Annotated in this window: 19 protein-coding genes; 12 read left to right on the plus strand and 7 right to left on the minus strand. The window is 48.3% G+C overall.

Features of this window, described 5'->3' with window-relative positions:
- Positions 1 to 60: 60 nt before the first annotated feature.
- The 3 genes from tsaB (at position 61) to B153_RS0128360 (ending at position 2,733) form a co-directional block, all read left to right on the plus strand.
- Positions 61 to 750: a tRNA (adenosine(37)-N6)-threonylcarbamoyltransferase complex dimerization subunit type 1 TsaB gene (tsaB, locus tag B153_RS0128350; protein ID WP_020600137.1), complete on the plus strand. Its 690-nt coding sequence runs from the start codon at positions 61 to 63 to the stop codon at positions 748 to 750.
- Positions 751 to 895: 145 nt separating this feature from the next.
- Positions 896 to 1,678: a type III pantothenate kinase gene (locus tag B153_RS0128355; RefSeq protein WP_020600138.1), complete on the plus strand. Its 783-nt coding sequence runs from the start codon at positions 896 to 898 to the stop codon at positions 1,676 to 1,678.
- Positions 1,679 to 2,208: 530 nt separating this feature from the next.
- Positions 2,209 to 2,733, plus strand: a complete 525-nt coding sequence (locus B153_RS0128360) for a hypothetical protein (protein WP_245564959.1) — start codon at positions 2,209 to 2,211, stop codon at positions 2,731 to 2,733.
- A gap of 78 nt (positions 2,734 to 2,811) precedes the next feature.
- Here the strand turns inward: B153_RS0128360 and B153_RS0128365 are convergent, their stop codons facing one another.
- Positions 2,812 to 3,003: a type II toxin-antitoxin system antitoxin gene (locus B153_RS0128365; protein WP_020600140.1), complete on the minus strand. Its 192-nt coding sequence runs from the start codon at positions 3,001 to 3,003 to the stop codon at positions 2,812 to 2,814.
- Positions 3,004 to 3,098: 95 nt separating this feature from the next.
- Positions 3,099 to 3,947, minus strand: a complete 849-nt coding sequence (locus B153_RS0128370; protein WP_020600141.1) for an SPFH domain-containing protein — start codon at positions 3,945 to 3,947, stop codon at positions 3,099 to 3,101.
- A gap of 463 nt (positions 3,948 to 4,410) precedes the next feature.
- Between B153_RS0128370 and fucP the strand changes: the two genes are divergently transcribed.
- The 5 genes from fucP to lysS all read left to right on the plus strand — a co-directional run bounded on the left by fucP (position 4,411) and on the right by lysS (position 10,132).
- The gene (fucP, locus tag B153_RS0128380; RefSeq protein ID WP_020600143.1) at positions 4,411 to 5,664 is read left to right on the plus strand and encodes an L-fucose:H+ symporter permease; all 1,254 of its coding nucleotides are present in this window, start codon (positions 4,411 to 4,413) and stop codon (positions 5,662 to 5,664) included.
- A 44-nt stretch (positions 5,665 to 5,708) separates the two neighbouring features.
- The gene (locus B153_RS36085; protein WP_020600144.1) at positions 5,709 to 6,092 is read left to right on the plus strand and encodes a sugar 3,4-ketoisomerase; all 384 of its coding nucleotides are present in this window, start codon (positions 5,709 to 5,711) and stop codon (positions 6,090 to 6,092) included.
- Between the two features lie 173 nt (positions 6,093 to 6,265).
- Entirely contained in the window at positions 6,266 to 7,057 is a 792-nt protein-coding gene (locus tag B153_RS0128390; RefSeq protein WP_026262522.1) for an SDR family oxidoreductase, read from the plus strand.
- 44 nt (positions 7,058 to 7,101) lie between these two features.
- Positions 7,102 to 8,121: a zinc-binding alcohol dehydrogenase family protein gene (locus B153_RS0128395; protein WP_020600146.1), complete on the plus strand. Its 1,020-nt coding sequence runs from the start codon at positions 7,102 to 7,104 to the stop codon at positions 8,119 to 8,121.
- Between the two features lie 256 nt (positions 8,122 to 8,377).
- Entirely contained in the window at positions 8,378 to 10,132 is a 1,755-nt protein-coding gene (gene lysS / locus B153_RS0128400) for a lysine--tRNA ligase (protein WP_026262523.1), read from the plus strand.
- Positions 10,133 to 10,216: 84 nt separating this feature from the next.
- On the opposite strand, the gene B153_RS0128405 is transcribed toward lysS, so the two are convergent.
- Positions 10,217 to 10,417: a cold-shock protein gene (locus B153_RS0128405; RefSeq protein WP_020600148.1), complete on the minus strand. Its 201-nt coding sequence runs from the start codon at positions 10,415 to 10,417 to the stop codon at positions 10,217 to 10,219.
- Positions 10,418 to 10,756: 339 nt separating this feature from the next.
- Here B153_RS0128405 and B153_RS37430 point away from each other — a divergent pair, with 339 nt between their 5' ends.
- Positions 10,757 to 10,978: a PspC domain-containing protein gene (locus B153_RS37430; protein WP_083928265.1), complete on the plus strand. Its 222-nt coding sequence runs from the start codon at positions 10,757 to 10,759 to the stop codon at positions 10,976 to 10,978.
- A gap of 50 nt (positions 10,979 to 11,028) precedes the next feature.
- Here the strand turns inward: B153_RS37430 and B153_RS0128410 are convergent, their stop codons facing one another.
- From B153_RS0128410 to B153_RS0128420, 3 genes are all read right to left on the minus strand, one after another.
- Positions 11,029 to 12,063: a glycosyltransferase family 2 protein gene (locus B153_RS0128410; RefSeq protein ID WP_040762289.1), complete on the minus strand. Its 1,035-nt coding sequence runs from the start codon at positions 12,061 to 12,063 to the stop codon at positions 11,029 to 11,031.
- A gap of 98 nt (positions 12,064 to 12,161) precedes the next feature.
- On the minus strand, positions 12,162 to 12,491 hold the full coding sequence (locus tag B153_RS0128415) for a YbaB/EbfC family nucleoid-associated protein (protein WP_020600150.1): 330 nt from the start codon (positions 12,489 to 12,491) through the stop codon (positions 12,162 to 12,164).
- Positions 12,492 to 12,946: 455 nt separating this feature from the next.
- Complete coding sequence (locus B153_RS0128420) at positions 12,947 to 14,953, minus strand: T9SS type B sorting domain-containing protein (protein ID WP_157634934.1); 2,007 nt, start codon at positions 14,951 to 14,953, stop codon at positions 12,947 to 12,949.
- Positions 14,954 to 15,158: 205 nt separating this feature from the next.
- Between B153_RS0128420 and B153_RS0128425 the strand changes: the two genes are divergently transcribed.
- Positions 15,159 to 16,466, plus strand: a complete 1,308-nt coding sequence (locus tag B153_RS0128425; protein WP_020600152.1) for a bifunctional 3,4-dihydroxy-2-butanone-4-phosphate synthase/GTP cyclohydrolase II — start codon at positions 15,159 to 15,161, stop codon at positions 16,464 to 16,466.
- A gap of 102 nt (positions 16,467 to 16,568) precedes the next feature.
- Positions 16,569 to 16,874 carry a thioredoxin gene (trxA, locus tag B153_RS0128430; protein ID WP_020600153.1) on the plus strand — a complete coding sequence of 102 codons (306 nt, stop codon included), beginning with the start codon at positions 16,569 to 16,571 and terminating at the stop codon, positions 16,872 to 16,874.
- A gap of 102 nt (positions 16,875 to 16,976) precedes the next feature.
- On the opposite strand, the gene B153_RS36090 is transcribed toward trxA, so the two are convergent.
- Positions 16,977 to 17,264: a hypothetical protein gene (locus B153_RS36090; protein ID WP_020600154.1), complete on the minus strand. Its 288-nt coding sequence runs from the start codon at positions 17,262 to 17,264 to the stop codon at positions 16,977 to 16,979.
- A 449-nt stretch (positions 17,265 to 17,713) separates the two neighbouring features.
- Here B153_RS36090 and B153_RS0128440 point away from each other — a divergent pair, with 449 nt between their 5' ends.
- The gene (locus B153_RS0128440; RefSeq protein WP_020600155.1) at positions 17,714 to 20,998 is read left to right on the plus strand and encodes a SusC/RagA family TonB-linked outer membrane protein; all 3,285 of its coding nucleotides are present in this window, start codon (positions 17,714 to 17,716) and stop codon (positions 20,996 to 20,998) included.
- Positions 20,999 to 21,056: the final 58 nt, after the last annotated feature.

Here is a 21,056-nt window from a genome sequence, read left to right on the forward strand (position 1 = left end):
AGAATAGCAGTTAACGTAATGGCTATTCTTCACCTACATTCTGTATTCACATTTCTCTTCATGCTTATTCTTTCCATCGATACTTCTACGGCTTCCTGCTCGGTAGCCCTGCATCAGGGCTTGCAATTGCTGGGTTGCTACGAACTGTTTACGGAACGTACGTCGGCCGCCATGCTCACTACACTGATCCATGACGTCGTTCAGCAGGCAGGGTACGAACTGATGCATCTGGATGCCCTTGCCGTTGCCAAAGGTCCCGGTTCCTACACAGGTCTTCGCATTGCGGTTTCTACCGCCAAAGGGCTTTGCTTTGCTTTGGACAAACCATTGCTGGCGATTAATACGCTAACCGCTATGGCTGAGCAGGTTCGGGCCTATTATCCGGCCGATTACCTGCTTTGTCCGATGATCGATGCCCGGCGAATGGAAGTGTATTGTGCTTTATACGATACAACGGGTCGGGAACGGCAGCCGACATCAGCTCAGATTATTGATCAAACGTCGTTTAGCGATTGGCTCAAGGAAGGCCCCGTTGTCTTTTTTGGCGATGGAGCTGCCAAATGCAAAAGCCTGTTGAGTGATCAACCCAATGCCGTTTTCCCGGCAATACATCTGGTGCCTTCAGCCCGTACTGTAGGTCAGTTGGCTGTACAGGCTTATGCCGATGGTCAGTTTGAGGATCTGGCTAGCATTGAGCCGTTTTACCTCAAAGATTTCATGACAACGCAGCCCAGAAAAATGGTGCTTTAGCGCATTTCTGACCGATTTGTTGGAATGCAAAGGAATAGTCTATGGCTAATCCAAGTTGGCCATCCCGAAATCGCTCTGGAAGAATGTGCGGGAATGTGCGGTTTTTGTTCTTATTTCGCCCCGACAACCGTCTATCTCCTGTCCTGTGCAGATTATTGTTGATATTGGTAATACCGACGCTGTTTTTGGGCTTTATAATCAAACCGTCTGGCACACCATCTGGCGCACTCCTGCCCGAAAAGATGAATCCGCCGAATCGTATGAACGACGACTCCGGCTCTGGTTACTGGAAGCCGATATTCCACTTAGTGCCATCGAAACTACGGTAGTAAGCAGTGTTGTGCCTGACCTTACGCCCACCATACGGGTTATGTTGACCGAGTTGTTTGGTTTTACTCCTGTTGTTGTTGGCCCTGGCGTTTATCCTTTGTTGCCTCTCGAAATTCTGCGCCCGCATGAGATTGGCACCGATCTGGTCGCCAACGCCCTGGCCGCTTACATGCATTATCAACGCAACTGTGTGGTTGTCGATTTTGGAACGGCCCTCACCTTTACCACGGTTTCGGGCGAAGGTCAGATTTTGGGAGTTGCCATCGCACCGGGTCTGAAAACAGCCATCCGTTCGCTTTTCGCCAATACGGCCCAGCTACCGGAAGTACCTATCGAAGTGCCGGCATCTGCATTGGGCACCAGTACAACCCATGCCATTCAGGCGGGGGTGGTATTGGGTTATGAAGGACTGGTACGCACCCTGGTTTCCCGCATTCGAACCGAACTGGCGGGCGATTGCATTGCCGTAGCTACAGGGGGGTTGTCGCAGCGGATTCCATCGTTAAACGATGTGTTTACGGATATTGTACCCTCACTAACCCTGGAAGGCGTCCGATTAATTGGTGACTTTGTAACGTCTTCTACCGACCACTCGTAGAGGTTTTTATACGTCAAATCCATATAAGTTACCCTAAACTTTGTTAATTAAAACAGAGCTTAGGGTAACTTATTTTTTTGTACTATACCAATACGTAAAAAATCAATTGAAAATTTAAGGACCATTAGATAAATCTATCTTTAGCGAGGAATTGAATCAAATTACCGAAAAATAGAATGATCTTTTGTTTTTCACCTATCCGTTCTATTGTATCTACATATAATTTAAAAATAGAAAATTGCATTATTAAATATCGACTAACAGGCTATATACGAAATAATTAACTTCATAAGCAAATCATATCAGGTATTCCTCGAAATCTGACATGGCTTACTGATAAACCAACTTCTCACCAAACAGTAGATGCAATGACATTTCGTTACTTATTAATACTAATAACACTAATTGTATTTTCCCAATCTTCCCCTAGCCAGGCTTCAGTACCTAAACCCGTCTGGCAAAATGGGAAATTAGTCTTTTGGGACAAAACCAGCCTGGCAGGCGATATCTGCTATAATTGGCTAACCGAAATGGTTCTGTTCCGTACTGAGGATGGACGGTTGCAGGCCTATTCTGCGAATCAGGTTAGTCAGTTCGGCTGGTTTGATTTTAGCATACACAGATACCGGGATTTCAGAGCCTTACCGGATGAGGGGAATCGGTCAGCCCATAAGCAGTCGTTTTTCGAAGTCTGTCAGGATGGCCCACTGGCGGTAGTCAGACGACTCAGGCCACGACGGGGTTTGCGAAAAATTGCGTTTACGCATCCCGCCTACTATACCGATCATCCAACCATGGCCGACAATCCAGAGTATTTCGAGTATTTTGTAAACGATGGCGACCATTTACGGGCACTCGATCGGTTTTATGCAGACGTATATGAACCTTTAATGACCCGCTACGATCAACAGCTTAAAAAATACATCGATACGCATAATATCAATGACCGCTTACTTTTCGGGCGATTGCTGGTCATCAATCACTATAATCTGCTGATTGAGCAGGACGCCAAGACGGCCTCTGCCAAAGGTCGGGATAAAGCTCAGGAAGAGTAGGTCGACCGAACGAAAGTCGCCGGTCTGCTCAGTCTACGGTCAGCCACCTAAACTGACAGGCCGTTTCGCTACAACGGGCTATTCATCAGTAGGCTTTATTTCATCGCCCGGAATTTGCTGAGCACGTTTTTTTCGTTTCCGTAGAGCGTCGTTGAGCAGGTATTCAATTTGCCCGTTCACACTTCGGAATTCTTCCTGAGCCCACCGTTCCAATTCTTTTAGTGTCTCCGGCTGAATCCGTAAAACAAATGCCTTTTTTTCAGCAGCCATCTCTTTTTAGAAGTGAGGAGCGAGGAGCAAGGAGAGAATCCTCGGCGGCATTTTTGCCCCAGCCATTCTCACCCCTTGCACCTCGCTCCTAATACTTAATTATACAGGGTTCCCGCATTTACGACCGGGCTAACCGCTTTTTCGCCACATAATACAACCAGCAGATTGCTTACCATGGCCGCTTTTCGTTCCTCATCCAATTGAACTACATCCTTTTCGGCAAGCCGGGCTAAAGCCATCTCGACCATACCAACGGCCCCTTCCACAATCTGTTTCCGGGCCGACACCACAGCGGTTGCCTGCTGGCGCTGAAGCATGGCTCCAGCAATCTCAGGCGCATAAGCCAGGTGACTAATACGTGCCTCCATTACCCGAACCCCTGCCTGTCCGAGCCGTTCGTCCAGTTCCTGTTCCAGAAATTTATTAATCTGGCCTGTATTATCGCGCAAGGTAACGGTTTCATGTTCATCTTCCATGTTATCGTAAGCATGAGAACTGGCTAAAAACCGCACAGCCGCTTCGGACTGAATCTGTACAAAATTAGCGTAGTTATCCACGTCGAACAGGGCTTTGGCCGTATCGGCAACCTGCCACACCACAACGGCTGCAATCTCAATGGGATTCCCCATTTTATCATTCACTTTGAGTTGCTGTCCGTTCAGGTTACGAGCCCGCAGGCTGATCCGGGTTTTACTGTACAGTGGATTTACCCAGCGTAAACCAGTTTCTTTAATGGTTCCAACGTACTCACCAAAAAAAGTAGCGGCAATGCCCTCATTTGGGTAAATGACGATTATCCCTTTCAGGATAAAAGCGCCCAGTAAAAACAGAAACCCTCCCAGAATAGGGCTATAGCGCACTGAGAGGGCAGCCAGGCCAAAACAGACCAGGCCAATCAGTATAAACACGTAACCCGAAACAGAGGTAAGTCTTTTCTCTTCCATGTCAGTAAAAATTTAGTTCAGATATGCTATCATTTTGATAGCACAATGATAGTCAAAAATAAGGTACGTTATTCAGAAACGGGAGGAACGGTAAGGTGGCCCGATCAACGGCCATTGGCGTATATGATTTATGCCAGGCTATGACTATGAAGCGGAGAGCGGAAAAAATTTTGTCATTGGTTCATGCGTACAATCCGTTTACGCTAGTAATGCCCCGGTATAAACCGTATATTGCAAGCTTTGTCCCGGGCCACTACCTGATTATAAATAACGAACAGCGACTAAGTAGTTATGCTTACTTTGCCGACTTTACGAAACACGGATTCAACCCAGGAAGGAGGCTCGTGCTGTATGCCAACATAGCTGACTATTTGGATGAACTCCTACAAAATAGAGAATAGCCAATAGAGTTTCTTTGCAACGTAATCGTAACGGGATTTACAACTAAACCACAGAAAGTACAGTGTCTAAACCTACCAATCGTTTTGCGGTCATCTTAATTACAGCTCTCTTTTTTCTGTGGGGATTCGCCCTAAATATGAATCCTATCCTGATCCCGCATCTGAAAAAGGCCTGTCAGTTAAGTGATGTTCAGTCTGCGTTTATCGACTCGGCTTCGTATATCGCCTATTTTCTGATGGCTATACCTGCCGGGCTTTTTATGAAACGCTATGGCTATAAGGCAGGTATTACACTGGGATTACTTCTGTTTGCAGGTGGTGCTTTTTTATTTTATCCGGCCGCCGATTCGCTCCAATTCAGCTTATTCTTGATTGCGTTGTTTGTGATTGCCAGCGGCTTAACCCTACTCGAAACAGCGGCTAACCCCTACATCACCGTCCTAGGCGATCCAGAAACGGGTACCCAACGACTTAATTTTGCCCAGTCGTTCAATGGCCTGGCTGCTTTTCTGGCTCCGTTGGCTGGTGGGCAATTTATTTTGTCGGGCAAAACCCTCTCGGTTGCCGACAAACAGGCTATGTCGGCCGATCAGCTTCAGGCGTATCTGAAAGAAGAAGCGTCGTCGGTACAGGTTCCGTTTCTGCTCATTGGTGGCTTTGTGCTATTGGTTGCCCTGCTCATCAGCCGAACGTCGTTGCCTACCATCAGCGATGACGACGACTCACCATCAACCAACCAGGAATCGATTTTGACGGAAAAGAATTTGATTACAGGGGTAATTGCTCAATTTTTTTACGTAGGTGCCCAGGTTTGTGTGAGCAGCTTCTTTATTCGCTTTGTTAGTCAGGCAGCCAATATTACCGAAAAGCCCGCTGCTACCTTATTATCAATAGCCTTGCTGGCCTTTATGATTGGGCGTTTTTTTGGCACTTTCCTGATGCGGTTCATAGCCCCACCCCGTTTACTGGCCTTATATAGTCTGCTCAATATTGGGCTATTGGCTGTTGCAGTAACGGGTCATGGCCAAATGCCGGTCTATGCCCTGATCGGAGTCGAGTTTTTTATGTCGATTATGTTCCCAACCATTTTTGCCCTTAGTATCCGGGGGTTAGGTTCGAAAACCAAGTTGGGGTCTTCGCTTGTTATTATGGCGATAGCGGGAGGAGCGTTCTTCCCGGTCATCATGGGTCGGGTTTCGGACCTGACCACCATGCAAACGGCCTACCTGGTACCAGCCTGCTGTTTCTTACCGATTCTCTATTTTGCGGTAAAAAACTTCACGGTAAAGAATGTAGCTCTAACGACTTCGCACTAGAGCAATAAGAAAGGAATGTGGAACTCATCGTCAAACGTATAGCAATGCTCACAATAAATAGACTTGACTTCACGAATAAGGATACGCTTTCCCTACTCAAACAAGCTCCATTTCCGGTTAAACGTCTTTACTGGATTTACGGTGTTCCAACGGATTCCATTCGGGGAACGCATGCCCATCGGGCTTGTCAGGAATATTTGATTGTTCTACAGGGGCAGCTTACCATCGATTTGAAAAGTACGGAGGGCGAAACCTACCAGCTTCACCTTACCGAACCCGGTCAGGCCGTATACATTCCAACCATGCTATGGAAAGAAATTCGATTTGCCACCGACACGGTATTGCTGGTAGCCGCATCTGAGTTGTATGATCCGGCTGACTACATCTACGAAGACGAATTCAACCGATTGTGCCCACAACTGGCTTAAGATCCATAAACTCGTTAGTAGTGTAGGTTGGTTTTCTGGAAAAGTCCCACCGGTTTGTGTGTGGACTTTCTTTTTGGAAATCGCTTCTGATGACGAACACGTCGGCCCAACCCAAATACAAAACCGACAAATACAACCTTAACTTTACCGGCATTTCTTATCGTACAAAACATATGGATTTACAACTGCAAAACAAGGTTATCATCGTTACAGGCGGAGCTAAAGGCATTGGTGAAGGTATAGTAAAAGTACTGGCAGCCGAAGGGGCCATTCCCGTAATTATTGGCCGTAATGAAGCTGATAACCTAAAGGTGGTAGCTGAACTGGAAGCCGATGGAAAACAGGCTTTTCAGGTAGCAGCCGAACTCACCCAGCCAGAAGAATCAGAAAAAGCCGTTAAAGCCGTCATTCAACAATTTGGTCGCATTGATGGAGTTGTCAATAATGCCGGTGTCAACGATGGAGTTGGGCTAGAACATGGCAATTACGACGCGTTTATGGCCTCGCTGCACAAAAATCTGGTGCATTATTACCTGATTGTCCACCACGCCTTACCCGCATTAAAAGAATCGAAAGGTGCCATTGTAAACATCAGTTCCAAAACGGCCGAAACAGGGCAGGGAGGAACATCGGCTTATGCAGCCGCAAACGGCGGGCGCAATGCCCTAACCCGAGAATGGGCTGTTGAGTTGCTTAAATACGACATTCGGGTCAATGCCATCATCGTAGCTGAATGCTGGACCCCACTATACGAACGCTGGATTCAAACCTTACCAAACCCCGAAGAAAAACTGGCCTCCATTGTGGCGAATATCCCGCTCGAAAATCGGATGACCACGGCTGAAGAAATTGCCAATACAACAGCCTTCCTGTTGTCGCCCCGTTCGAGCCATACTACCGGCCAACTACTGTATGTCGATGGGGGGTACGTTCACCTCGACCGCGCTTTAGCCAACGCTTCTTAGCCTGTCTGAGCCATCAATCCAGTTTTTGCAGAACACTCCATTTTATGCAAACATTAGTCTGTACAACGCCGGGGCAATTAGCGTATCTACCAGGCGAGAAACCAAGCTTACAACCCGATCGTACCCTCCTGCGTATTCGCCGGATTGGTATCTGCGGCACTGATTTACACGCCTTTGAAGGCACGCAGCCCTTTTTTAACTACCCCCGAATTCTGGGGCATGAACTGGCAGCCGAAGTAGTTGAGGCCAGCAATGCGCCGGGTTTTGAACCGGGCGAAGCCGTTACATTCCTTCCTTATTTCAACTGCGGTCACTGCATTGCCTGTCGATCGGGAAAACCCAACTGCTGTGTCAATTTGCAGGTAAGTGGTGTGCATACCGATGGGGGCATGGTCGAATATTTATTGGTGCCCTCTCATACACTGGTTCACGGCAATGGACTGAGCTTCGATGAACTGGCGCTGGTTGAGCCATTAGCGATTGGCGCTCATGGTGTTCGTAGGGCAGGTGTACAACCGGGCGAATGGGTATTGGTCGTTGGGGCAGGCCCCATCGGATTGGGCGTTATGGAATTTGCCCGTATTGCGGGCGGTAACGTCATTGCACTCGACATCAACGAATCAAGGCTGGCATTTTGCCAGAACCGATTGAAGGTTGCCCATACAGTACTAGCCACTGCGTCTGATGTGTATGAGCAATTATTCGCGCTTACTAACGGCGATATGCCCACAGTTGTCATCGACGCAACGGGTAGTTTACGGGCGATAAACAACGCGTTTCAATACATGGCTCATGGTGCCCGATACGTATTGATTGGCTTGCAGAAGGGTGAGATTAGTTTTAGTCATCCCGAATTTCACAAGCGGGAAGGTACGTTGATGAGCAGTCGAAACGCCACCCGCGCCGATTTTGAACACGTCATTTCGTCGATGAAGGCTGGTCTGGTCGATCCTACGACGTACATCACGCACCGGGTGGCGTTTGGGCAGGTACGCGATGAATTTGCCAGTTGGCTTGACCCTGCCAAGGGCGTTATCAAGGCGATGGTGACGCTGGACGACTAAACACGACTCCATACAATCCGTTTTACGGTCGGATACGCGTTGGCCAACGCGTATCCGACCGTATTTCTTTTTAGCGCATCGCGTCCCTTCTACTGCTGTATAAGGTATTTTTTCGTACGAAATCAGTTCTCGCTATTGGCTCGTATGAACAAAACTTAGCGCCTTCAAACGCTAACTCTGCAAACGCCAATCCTTTTCACTATTTTTGCGGGCTAAAATCCTGGTCAACGAACGAGTTGACTGACCATTGACGATCATGCTCCTGAGTGAACAAGAAATAAATCGCCGACAAAAACGCGAAGAATTAATGCGGATGGGGATTGACCCCTACCCTGCCGAACTGTTTGACGTAACAGCCACGATTGCCGGTATTCGGGCGGCTTTCCCCACCATCGAGCCCGAACAGGACCTTTCGGGCGACAGTCATTGGGGCAACATTCAACTAGCCGGACGCCTGATGGGTTTCCGCATTATGGGGAATGCTTCCTTTGCCGAAATGCAGGACTCGACCGGACGGATGCAGCTCTATTTCCGGCGTGACGATCTCTGTCCTGGCGACGACAAAACCCTGTATAACACCGTCTTCAAAAAATTGCTCGACATTGGCGACATCGTTGGTGTACGGGGAAATGTATTCTCGACCAAAACTGGTGAACTATCGGTTTATGTTCGGGAATTTACCCTTCTCAATAAATCGCTACGTCCTTTGCCTGTCGTAAAAGAGGTTGTCAATGAGCAGGGCGAAAAAGAAGTGTACGACGCATTTACCGATCCAGAACAGCGGTATCGTCAGCGATACGTCGACCTCATCGTCAATCCGCAGGTTCGTGACGTATTTATCAAACGAACGAAGCTGGTCAATTCGATTCGGCAGTACCTGAGCAATAAAGGCTATCTGGAAGTTGAAACCCCTATTCTTCAGCCAATTCATGGGGGCGCAACCGCGCGGCCTTTCCGCACGCATCATAACTCACTCGATATGACGCTGTACATGCGGATTGCCAACGAGTTGTACCTGAAACGATTGATCGTCGGCGGCTACGATGGTGTATTCGAGTTTGCCAAAGACTTCCGGAATGAAGGGATGGATCGTACGCACAACCCGGAATTTACGCAGGTTGAATTCTACGTTGCCTACAAAGATTACCTCTGGATGATGGATACCATCGAGGAGATGGTCGAAAAAGTGGCACTGGATGTAGCGGGAACCACGAAAGTGACGGTTGGTAGCAACGTGATCGACTTCAAACGCCCCTGGAAACGAATGACCATGTTCGAAGCCATTCAGGAATACACAGGCGTTGATGTGTCGGCCATGGAGGAAGATGAACTGCGGCAGGTAGCCCAAAGTCGTGGTATCGAGATCGACAGCACCATGGGCAAGTCGAAACTGATTGACGAGCTGTTTGGTGAAGCCTGCGAACCCAACCTGATTCAGCCCACGTTCATTACCGATTACCCGGTCGAGATGTCGCCACTGACCAAAAAGCACCGGAGCAAACCAGGTCTGGTCGAACGGTTCGAAGCAATCTGCAACGGAAAAGAAATTGCAAATGCCTACTCCGAGCTAAACGACCCTATTGACCAGCGTGAACGATTTGAGGATCAGCTTCGACTAGCCGAACGGGGCGACGAAGAGGCTATGGCCCTGGACGAAGACTTTTTGAGAGCACTTGAATACGGTATGCCCCCTACGGCCGGCGTAGGTCTGGGTATTGACCGACTAACGATGATAATGACGAACCAGCCTTCTATTCAGGACGTGCTGTTTTTCCCACAGATGCGGCCTGAGAAGAAAGTTGACCAATCGGGCGAAGGCGATTTTGTCGCTGCCGGTGTACCGGCCGAGTGGGTAGCTGCCCTGCAAAAGCTAGGTATTCTGACGGTCGAACAGCTACGGGCAACGAATCCCAACAAGTTGTTCAATGATCTTGGCGGAGTTCGTAAAAAACTAAAGATGGACGTAGCTATGCCTCGTATCGAGGATGTTCGTGGCTGGATAGCAGATTAATTCATAAATCAGATTCGTCAGCCCTGAAAATGAACGGCTTCATTCATTTTCAGGGCTGACGAATCTGATTTTCACAGACTCAACCTAATCGGCTATTTTCTGCACCTTTACGGCGTTCAATCCTTTTTTGCCGTCAATCACTTCAAACTGTACCCGATCTTTCTCACGGATGGTAATTCCGTTTAAACCGGTAATGTGAACGAAAATGTCTCTGTTGGTACCGTCTTCAACGATAAATCCGTAGCCTTTACTCTCGTTAAAGAATTTTACTTCACCTGTTTGCATAAAACTTAAACAATTAAACAATTAAACATTTAAAGGGTCAGTTATTAACAAAGATTCAGGAAACAGATACCAGACCATCCCGTTACCAGGGTACTTAGTTGATAATCAACGAACTTTGTTAAAAAAATAGCTAAAATCGGCACTTACGCACCGCTACAGCCGTTACAACACAAAGAAAACAAAAATGTTCCGACTTCAATGAGTTTACCAACACTTTTTAGCTAATTTCACTAAGTTTATATTGCTTTTTTATCCAAAGAGCAAACAATCTACCAAAAACCCGGTTTGTTCTTCGTCATATCATTGCCCAGATCTTTTGGCACTTCATAGAATAAGAAAATGGACAAGATACGTTACTTCATTGAAAATCAAGCTTTTGGCGTATGCGCCCGCCTAGGTGAGAAAATGAATATCTCAGCTAGCAGTATCCGTTTATACTTTATTTATACCTCGTTTCTGACTTTAGGCTCTCCCGTTGTACTTTATCTGATACTGGCTTTCTGGATGGAAATGAGTAAGCATCTTCGTCGACATGCTCATCCAACGATCTGGGAGCTGTAAACCGATGTAGGTTACAGATGTGTGATGAGTACAATGTCCCTGGCAGGAAATCATACATTGGTATAAATCTCTCTGAATGTTTTCTTCCCTTTGGCAAAGTACTGCCATACAATACTGTTGGGGTATACCCCAACCGCGCTTACTTGCTGCTTTTTCAAGGCGCTTCGCTGACGGTGCAAGACTGGTAAGCGACCGTAAAATGCAAAATGTGCCCGTATAATAGCCCATACGTCTGGCCACTGTCCTTCTTTTATAAATAACAGTGACGACAGGCCATCCAATACCAATCGCAGCAGAATTTTGGGCCATAACCAGCCATCAGATGGCCAGTTTTTATAGAGCATAAACAGGCTGTTGCGGTAATTGAGGAAGGTTTTATGTGGGTTCGATTTGTGTAGGGTTCCACCACCTACATGGTATACGGTCGATAGGCCACAGGTCCAAACTTCGTATCCCAACCGTTGAATACGCCAGCACCAGTCTATCTCCTCCATATGGGCAAAAAAAGACGCATCGAACCCTCCAGTTTGATGGAATACCGACGATCGAACAAACAGGCAGGCTCCCGTTGCCCAAAACACGGGCCTATTATCATTATATTGGCCTTGGTCGGCCTCGAAAGTAGCAAACACACGCCCCCGACAGAATACATACCCCAGCCAATCGATAAAGCCCCCGGCGGCTCCCGCATGCTCAAATAAGTCGGGCTGGCTATACGACCGGATTTTAGGCTGACAGGCTGCCAGTGCTGGCCTCGCGTCGAATAAGGTCACTATAGGTGCCAGCCAATCAGGCGTCACGTCAATATCAGAATTTAGCAGAACATAGTAGGTAGCCCCTCCATAATCGGATCGAACCCGATCAAGTGCCTGGTTATAGCCTCCGGCATAGCCTTCATTTTTGGGTAATTCAATCACCCGAACGGAGGGGAAAGCAGTTCGAAGAAAAGAGACCGATGCATCCGAAGACGCACTATCGGCAACATAAACCGGATACCCTTCAGCATTTGCCAGTACAGTTGGCAGAAACTTCGCTAAAAACGGTTGACCGTTGTAATTCAGAATAACAATGGCAAGACGATCCAAATCCATTCAAAGTTTGCGTCCGCAGTTTGACGTTTGTCATAGTGTACAAGGTGCTATGCCGACTTCAACCTACGAACGACAAACTTACAAACTCTTCCTCACATAAGCCCGTCCAGATTCAGTCCGGGAATATTTGGCAGTAAGCCTTCGGTTGCTTTTCGGAGGTGTTCACGGGACTTTGTTTCTACATTGGCCATCGCCTTGTTGGTTGCCGCAACAATCAAATCCTGTAGCATCTCGCGGTCGTCGGGCTTAATCAGATCAGGATCAATCTCTATTTTCAGGACATTTTTCAATCCATTTACCGTCACTTTTACCAATCCTGCCCCCGATTCGCCTACTTCTGTGACTGCACTAAGCGTTTCCTGGGCGTCTTTCATTCGGGACTGAACTTCTTTCATTTTCCCGAACATATCCATCATATTCATATTGTAGCGATTAAGTATCTCGTTTCTACCTGTAAATATCACAATTCTGGCAACATGCAAAACGATTTCTGCGTTCAACCGACGTTTTTAGTCAGTATAGTTTCTTTCCGCTTTGGAATAGAATCCACACAAGTCATGTTTCATCTGATTACCCGAATCGGCCTGCGTTTGTTTTATTTCGGGACAGGAACGTTGAACAAATGACTAAAGCAATCCAGACTCCCATCTGGCAAAGCTGAAAAACGTAATTGTGTGTTAGATTAGATCAACAGATAACGTCCAGCCCAAAGTGCCTCTTCACAAACGCTTGATTGTAGACGATTCGACGTATTATGCCAATAAAAAAACGTTGGATTGGCTATATGCGCTTAAGAAGCTCCTTCTGGCCGATGGTCCGAACGCGACTATTCAACGAATGTACTGAGACGGGATAAACCTTCGATCAAGGGCCCTTTTCAGCGTTTACTTCGCACCAGCAGGACGCCCCCCGTTCGGACAGTTTTCAGGTTGGTCTGATCAATTACTTCTATTCGGTACAGGTACTGCCCTTCCAGCGCTCGCTGCCCGTTTATAGTACCATCCCAACCTTGTAGTTTGTCCGTAGTTGTAAAAACGACCTCGCCCCATCGATCGAAAATAGTCATGCGGAACTGGTCAAGGTAAATGCCCTTCGCCAGAAATACCTCGTTCATCCCGTCACCATCGGGTGTAAACGCATCGGGAAGCCATATTTTAACTTCGCTTCGAAAGGTGTAAAAGTTCGAATAACTCACCGTCCCATCCGATGAGGCTGTAATGATCCGGTATTTTTGTGTTTGCGATTCCAAGTCAGCGTCGGTCAGATCGAGGTGCGTATTCGAGCTTACGCGTATTTCGCGTTTCGTATTATTGACCGAATCGATCACTTCAACAATGTATTCGGCTACGGTTGAGGGCGTAAATGGTGATGTGGCCGACCAGTCGATCCCTTTGGCCGAATTCGAGGTCAGGAATACCGTACATACAGGCTCCGAAGGTTTTGAGGTCAACCCGCAGGCACTTAGGTAACTTACCTGATAGCAATACGAACCGGCTGATGGGTCGGCACTATCATCCACATAAGAGTTCTGGTTGACCAACGTTCCAACCTGCTGATAGCTCCCCGAAGAACCATTGGCCCGGCTCACGACCAGTGTATAGGTAGATGAAGCACTTGTTGTGGGTAAACTGGCTACGATCCGGGGCCGATTGTTTTCAATAGAAACGACTACTCCCTCAATATCGCCTGGCGTGCCGTCGTTAATGCCATTTACACAAACCTGCTGCGACGTAACTGTAGTTGGGCCAACCGTAGCTTCCAGCGAATAGCAGTATTGAGTGCCGCAGGTAATGTTAGTATTATCGGAATACGTACTCGTTGTCCGGCTGGGGACCTGACCATTAACCGCACCATTACGCCGAATCCGATAAAACCGAAACTGGGTAGCCGTGCCCGCATAGGGTTGCCAGCTTAAGTCATTCTGTTTATTGGCGGCTTTCGCATCGAGCACCAGACTACAGACTTCGTCCGATTTCATAGGGGTGCTATTGCAGGCATCCTGGGTAACCACCTGAAAACACTGTACCTGTTTGGCATCGGTCTGCACAGTAAATGTTCCTCCTCCTGTACTGGTTTTACCCGTAGACACATAAGCCCCATTTATCTTTTGATACAATTGTACCGAAACGCCGGTACTGACCTGATAGTCGATATCTATGGTGTTATCGCTGGTGGTTTTTAAGGACGAAATGGTAGGCTGTGTGGCTGCGCCAACCAGACTGATCGTCGCCAGGGATGTCGTCGACTTACAGTCGGCCGGGGGATTATAAACACCCTGAAGTTGGATAGTAGGGGTTTGATTGCTGGAATTACTATAGGTATGAGACGGTTGGTTCGTCAATTCGGCCCGGGTCTTCCGCTCAACGGTTCCGTCGCCCCATCTGATCTCATAGCTGTCATACTGACCCAGGGTTGATCCATCAGGAACAAGAATGGCCCGGCGCCCGGAACATATGTTGACCGTAAATTTTACCTGATCGGTAGCCAACACAATTACCTCTTTACAGAAGATCGTACCTGTACCGGCCCCATTGCCGGCCCCACTCTGAATAATTGTATAAGAACCCGGAACTGAATACGTATGTGCTTTGGTAGGTGCCAGAGTTACTTTATCAATCGTGCTCTTTCCATCATATTCAAAATTATATTGAGCACTTATCAAATTGTTCGGAACTCCGACTATATTAACCGACGAGCCAACGCACACTTTTGCCTTATCGACCGAAAAATCTCCAGGAAACCGTGGGTTAGCACAGGCATTCTGTCCTTGCGCGAACTGAGAGCTACCCATTAACATACATAGGCCCATAGCCAGGCTCATCCAGCCAGTCAATCCCTTGGTTTTCACCCCAGATTCCATCAACCACAATCGTAAGACTCGCACAGAGGGTAACTTTTTTAGCATTCTTATATAATTATTGCACCTATGCTTAAAAACGGAATAACAGACATTTTCGCATCCTGCGAAACGTATCTTTCTAAATTTCAGTTTTCCGATTAAACAGAAGCCCGCACTTCCTACCAAACGAGTGGGTTACTGGCTAAGCACTACCAAAGATACTTTTACAGACACGCATAGACCAAAAAAGATGAGCAATAATAGTACCAACTCTGACGCCAAAGGGCAAGAATCTGCCTCTGGTTATGAGTTAGCCCCGTCCGATATAAACCCTATTCGACTCAATACGATCGAAGAGGCTATTGCTGATATTAAGGCGGGTAAAATTGTAATTGTCGTTGACGATGAAGATCGCGAAAACGAAGGAGATATGATCTGTGCGGCCGAAATGGTCACGCCAGAAATGGTCAATTTTATGGTCCGCGAAGCCCGTGGACTGATGTGTGTTCCGCTTACGCAGGAACGTTGCAATGAATTGGGCCTGGATATGATGGTCACCAGCAATACGTCGGTGCATACCACGCCATTTACGGTTTCGGTCGATTTACTGGGCCATGGCTGCACAACAGGCATCTCTGCATCCGACCGGGCTAAAACCATTCAGGCGTTGGTTGACCCAACCATCACACCCGACGATCTGGGACGGCCCGGGCATATATTTCCTTTACGGGCGGCTGAAGGGGGTGTCATTCGTCGATCGGGACATACCGAAGCGGCTATCGATCTGGCGCGACTGGCAGGTCTGCAACCGGCCGGTGTACTGATCGAAGTACTGAATGAAGACGGCACCATGGCCCGTTTACCTCAACTGCGGGTTATGGCCGACCGTTTCGACATGAAGCTGGTGAGCATTCAGGACCTGATCGAGTACCGACTCCAGACCGAAACGCTTATCCACCGGGAAATTGGGGTTGATCTACCTACCGAATGGGGGCATTTTGATTTGATTGCCTACAAACAAAGCAACACGGGCGACACACACCTGGCCCTCATTAAAGGAAGCTGGGAGCCTAATGAACCCGTTCTGGTACGCGTCCATTCTTCCTGTGTGACGGGCGACATCTTCGGTTCCTGCCGTTGCGACTGTGGTGCTCAACTTCATGAAGCCATGAAAATGGTAGAGGCCGAAGGGAAAGGCGTTGTTCTTTATATGTTTCAGGAAGGGCGGGGTATTGGCCTGTTGAACAAACTCAAGGCATATAAGCTTCAGGAAATGGGGCGCGATACCGTAGAAGCCAACCTGGAACTGGGGCTTCCAATGGACGCCCGCGATTATGGAGTTGGCGCCCAGATTTTACGTGACCTGGGGATACGTAAACTCCGGCTCATTTCCAACAATCCGAAGAAGCGCGCCGGTTTGATGGGCTATGGTCTTGAAATTGTCGATACAGTCCCCATCGAAATTCCATCCAATCCACACAACAAACGTTACCTCCAAACCAAGCGGGATAAAATGGGACATACCATTCTGAACGAGCCGGTCAATGAGGAACAATAAAACGAATGGACTGTTTTTGATTACACGGGCATAAATTGACTTTGTACGGTCTGCCCATGAAACCTGTAAACGGAATCCAGTGAACCGTAAATCAACAAGATGATGAACAAGCAATCGTTTAAAGACCTGATCAACGGCGATAAACCCGTACTGGTCGATTTCTATGCCGACTGGTGTGGTCCCTGCAAACAGCAGGCTCCTATTCTCAAACAACTTACCGATCGGGCGGGCGATAAGGTCCGGGTTGTGAAGATTGACGTCGATAAAGCACAGGCGGCTGCTCAGCAATACCAAATTCGTAGCATTCCGACCATGATCCTATTCAAAGACGGGAAGATTGTCTGGCGGCAGTCGGGCGTTCAACCCCTGCATACACTCGAAACCCTGGTGAAGCAGTTTGGCAGTTGATTCCTGATTGGGCTAGAGACTATAGAGGCCCTGTTTGCAGTCATCCGTCTGCAAACAGGGCCTTTTTTGCGCTCCTTACAAACTGTCTTCGCCAGAATACCTCTATTCAAAAATAGCTGTTTCCAGAGCAAGTTCTTCTTTCATAGCCATCGCAACTACCTCAGACATACAGCGTTGGCAATACGTCGGCTCTACACCTAATCGCTTACCAATTTCCTGGGCAGCCTCCAGAGCCAACTCAACACTGGAAAAACTTCCCCGCCAACGCCCTGTCGAACAACTACACTTGTTAGGCTGCATGCCTTTACCCTGGTTACAAAAGCGACAAGCTGATTTATGAATAGTAACCTTCGGATTGCGATAGTAGGCATAAAAAAAATAAGTATCCATTTGCTACGTCGAGTTATGATTTTGCACTAGTTAAAATTTATTAAGTAGTTTAATTAAATATGACTAAGTAATTTAACTGAGTAGTATTACGAGCCATAAAAAAAATATACTCAATTAAATTTCATTAAGTCAATTTAATCACTTTTTCAGGGACTAATTTATAGAGAAATAAGGCAAAAAGTTTACCTGTAAAATCAAATTTAATTCTTCTTTAATTTTCAAGAAAAAACGTAATTATATTAACATAATTTATCTATTAAACTATTGATTACCAGGATATTAATCTAGTATTAATTTAATTTTTTCAATAAAACAGATCTTTTTTCTTTATTTTCCAAAATAGAATTATCACGATCCCCTTTTGAAATATAATTTAACCAACTTAATATTGGTCCACTTACTTTAACAGTAATGTGTTTACTCATTTTTTTCAAACCAACCTAAATTTCATGAAAGCATCGTTCTACAGGTTTCTGCAGACCGCTTTTCTGGGTGCAGTCCTACTGCTTTGGAGCCTCCATGCTTCAGCCCAAGACCGTCGCGTGACGGGCACAATTACAGGGTCGGATGGGGCCGTACCCGGAGCCAACATCGTCCTGAAAGGAACCCAGGTCGGTACCTCTTCCGACGCAAACGGTAACTTCTCGCTGAATATCAGAGGAACAGATCCCGTTCTGGTGATTTCGGCCATCGGCTTCAAAACCCAGGAAGTCAACGTAGGCAACCAAAGCAGCTTAAGTATTCGACTCGAAGACGAAGCCACCGCCCTGAGCGAAGTCGTCGTTACCGGGTACTCCACCGAAAACCGCCGGGATGTAACCGGGGCCGTCTCCACCGTGAAACCCGCTCAGTTGAAAGTTGTTCCCTCGACCAACGTTGAACAGCAGTTACAGGGGCGCGTAGCCGGGGTCACCGTTATCACCAACGGGCAGCCGGGTACCTCCTCTCAGGTACGGGTTCGGGGCTTCGGTTCGTTCGGGGGTAACCAGCCGCTGTATGTGGTAGATGGCGTACCCGTTCAAACTACCTCTTTCCTGGCACCCGATGATATTGAAACCACTACCGTTCTGAAAGATGCCGCTTCGGCTTCCATCTACGGCGCGCGGGCTGCTTCCGGGGTGATTGTTATTACGACCAAGAAGGGTCAGCGTCGGGCGCAAAAGCTGAGCGTAAGTTACGACGGACTCTACGGAGCAACCGATCCGGGCAAAAGCCTGCCCATCCTGAACCCACAGGAGCAGGCTGACTGGACCTGGCAGGCTCGTAAGAACGACATCTATCAGGGTACCTACCCTACCAACGACTTCAAAGGCTTAGCCGGTGGTCAGTATGGAGAAGGCGCTACGCCGGTATTGCCCGATTATCTGCTGGTGGGNAGCCGCTCAGGCTTGTCGGCTTCGCAGGTGGACCTGACGGCTGAAGCCGCGAAATACAACGTGAACCCTGCCAACGGAGCGATTTACAATGTAATTCCAGCCAACAAAGCGGGTACCAACTGGTACAAGGAAATCACCCGGGTAGCCCCCCTGATGCGCCACAACATTGGTTTCTCGGGTGGTACCGAATCGAGCCGATTCTACGTTGCGCTGGGTATGCAGCGGCAGGCCGGTATTGTCATTTTTAATGATTATTCGCGGTACACCCTACGGGCCAACACCGAGTTCGACATCACCAAGAAGCTCCGTTTCGGCGAAAACTTCCAGCTCGCCTACATCCGCACCAAAGGTACTTTGGGTGGCGTTGGTAGCATCCTGGGTAACTCGACCAACAACAACTCGTCGTCGTCGTCCGATGAAAATGAGGTGTTAACGGCCTTCCGTACTCCTCCGATCATTCCGGTGTACAACTCCTTCGGTGGGTATGCCGGTACAGCTGCTCCGGGCTTCAACAACCCGCACAACGCCGTTGCCGACCGCCAACAACGGGCTAACGACAGTAATTTCAACATCTTCGGGTTTGGTAATGCCTACCTGGAGTATGACGTAATTCCTTCTCTGACCCTGCGCAGTAGCCTTGGTGGTGCCTATTACACCAACTACTATAATAGCTACGGTCGGGTGCAGTACGAAAACTCGGAAAACAATACCACCTACACCTACAGCGAAGGATCTGGCTATGGCTTAACGTGGACCTTTACCAACACGGCCCACTTCAAACAGAAGTTTGGTATCCATGACATCGACGCCCTGGCCGGTATCGAAGCTTTGAATACGGGCGCAGGGCGGAATATCTTTGGTTCCGGCCAGAACCCCTTCTCGACCGACCCTAACTACGTCACCATCAGCACCACCACCCCCGGTGCTACCCGGCAGGTTGGCAGCGGTTATAGCCTGGGGAACAAGTTCTATTCGCTGTTCGGTCAGGTGCGGTATACCTATAATGATAAGTACATCATTACGGGCGTTGTTCGTCGGGATGGTTCCTCTCAGTTTGCCGCTTCGAATCGCTACGGGGTATTCCCCGCTGTGTCGGCTGCCTGGCGTCTGTCGTCCGAGGAGTTCATGAAGAACCTGCCCTGGGTGTCGGATCTGAAGATTCGCGGGGGCTACGGTACCATGGGTAACTCCAACTTCCTAAGCGCGACCAACCAGTACAACCTGTACGGTGGCGACGCCAGCCAGGGGTATGACATCAACGGAACCAACAACACAATTGCCGCTGGTTTCTATCGTACTCAGATTGGAAATGCTTCGGCCAAGTGGGAAACCAACGTGACCAGCAACATCGGTATCGACGGAGCCTTCTTCAACAACAAACTTGAAGTGGTGCTCGACTTCTGGCGCCGGGATACCAAAGACCTGCTCTACCAACTGGCCCTGCCCGGCGTCGTCGGGGTGCGCTCGGGTGCTCCCTTCAAGAACCTGGCCAGCATGCGTAACGAAGGGATCGACATCTTAGTCACTAACCGGGGCAACATCAACAGCGATCTGAGCTACGAAGTGACCGCCATTGCCGGTTTCCTTAATAACAAGATCATATCGATTGACCCCTTGGTGCCTTACTTCTACGGCGGAGGAACCCGTCTGAGTGGTAACGTAGTGCGTAACGAGCCGGGTCATGATCTGTCCTCGTTCTACGGCTACAAAGTGATCGGTCTGTTCAACAGCAAGGAAGAAGTGGCCGCAGCTCCCCAGCAGGATGGCGCGGGTCCGGGTCGTTTCCGCTATGCCGACACCAACGGNGATGGCAAGATCACGGCCGATGACCGGCAGTATCTGGGTAGCCCGATTCCGAAAATGACGGGTAGTATCACCCTGACGCTNAAGTACAAAGGGTTCGATCTGAACACCAANCTGTACACCTCCCTGGGCAACAANATCTTCAACAACCAGCGCTGGTTTACCGATTTCTACCCCTCCTTCACCGGGGCAGCAATGGGTGCACGGGTGAAAGATTCGTGGTTGCCTACGCATACCAACACGACGGTGCCCATTTTCGAGAGTGCATCGAACTTCAGCACCAACACCCAGCCCAACTCGTACTACGTAGAGAACGGCTCGTATGCCCGCATGCAGTATCTGACCCTGGGATATACGTTGCCGTCAACGATCCTCAACAAGATCAACATGAATCGGCTGCGGATTTCGTTATCGGCTACCAACCTGTTCACCATCACCAAGTATACAGGTATGGACCCCGGTGTAGGTGGCTCGGCTGATACCAACTTCGGTATTGATATCGGTAACTACCCCGTTCAGCGTGGCTACAACGTAGGCTTAAGCTTCGGTTTCTAAACGCAGGCGAGATACAACCCAACGACCCTTGTTCGTTTATAGACTAACCTGGATACAA

This window comes from Spirosoma panaciterrae DSM 21099 (assembly GCF_000374025.1).
Lineage (GTDB): Bacteria > Bacteroidota > Bacteroidia > Cytophagales > Spirosomataceae > Spirosoma > Spirosoma panaciterrae.

Excerpts from the sequence above, each read along its gene's own strand:
- B153_RS37430 (WP_083928265.1), top strand. The coding sequence starts at position 10,757 with ATGGACAAGATACGTTACTTCATTGAAAATCAAGCTTTTGGCGTATGC.
- B153_RS0128370 (WP_020600141.1), bottom strand. The coding sequence starts at position 3,947 with ATGGAAGAGAAAAGACTTACCTCTGTTTCGGGTTACGTGTTTATACTG.
- B153_RS0128425 (WP_020600152.1), top strand. The coding sequence starts at position 15,159 with ATGAGCAATAATAGTACCAACTCTGACGCCAAAGGGCAAGAATCTGCC.
- B153_RS0128390 (WP_026262522.1), top strand. The coding sequence starts at position 6,266 with ATGGATTTACAACTGCAAAACAAGGTTATCATCGTTACAGGCGGAGCT.
- B153_RS0128415 (WP_020600150.1), bottom strand. The coding sequence starts at position 12,491 with ATGAATATGATGGATATGTTCGGGAAAATGAAAGAAGTTCAGTCCCGA.
- lysS (WP_026262523.1), top strand. The coding sequence starts at position 8,378 with ATGCTCCTGAGTGAACAAGAAATAAATCGCCGACAAAAACGCGAAGAA.
- B153_RS0128365 (WP_020600140.1), bottom strand. The coding sequence starts at position 3,003 with ATGGCTGCTGAAAAAAAGGCATTTGTTTTACGGATTCAGCCGGAGACA.
- B153_RS0128395 (WP_020600146.1), top strand. The coding sequence starts at position 7,102 with ATGCAAACATTAGTCTGTACAACGCCGGGGCAATTAGCGTATCTACCA.
- trxA (WP_020600153.1), top strand. The coding sequence starts at position 16,569 with ATGAACAAGCAATCGTTTAAAGACCTGATCAACGGCGATAAACCCGTA.
- B153_RS0128405 (WP_020600148.1), bottom strand. The coding sequence starts at position 10,417 with ATGCAAACAGGTGAAGTAAAATTCTTTAACGAGAGTAAAGGCTACGGA.
- B153_RS36085 (WP_020600144.1), top strand. The coding sequence starts at position 5,709 with ATGCTCACAATAAATAGACTTGACTTCACGAATAAGGATACGCTTTCC.
- B153_RS0128360 (WP_245564959.1), top strand. The coding sequence starts at position 2,209 with ATGGTTCTGTTCCGTACTGAGGATGGACGGTTGCAGGCCTATTCTGCG.
- B153_RS36090 (WP_020600154.1), bottom strand. The coding sequence starts at position 17,264 with ATGGATACTTATTTTTTTTATGCCTACTATCGCAATCCGAAGGTTACT.
- tsaB (WP_020600137.1), top strand. The coding sequence starts at position 61 with ATGCTTATTCTTTCCATCGATACTTCTACGGCTTCCTGCTCGGTAGCC.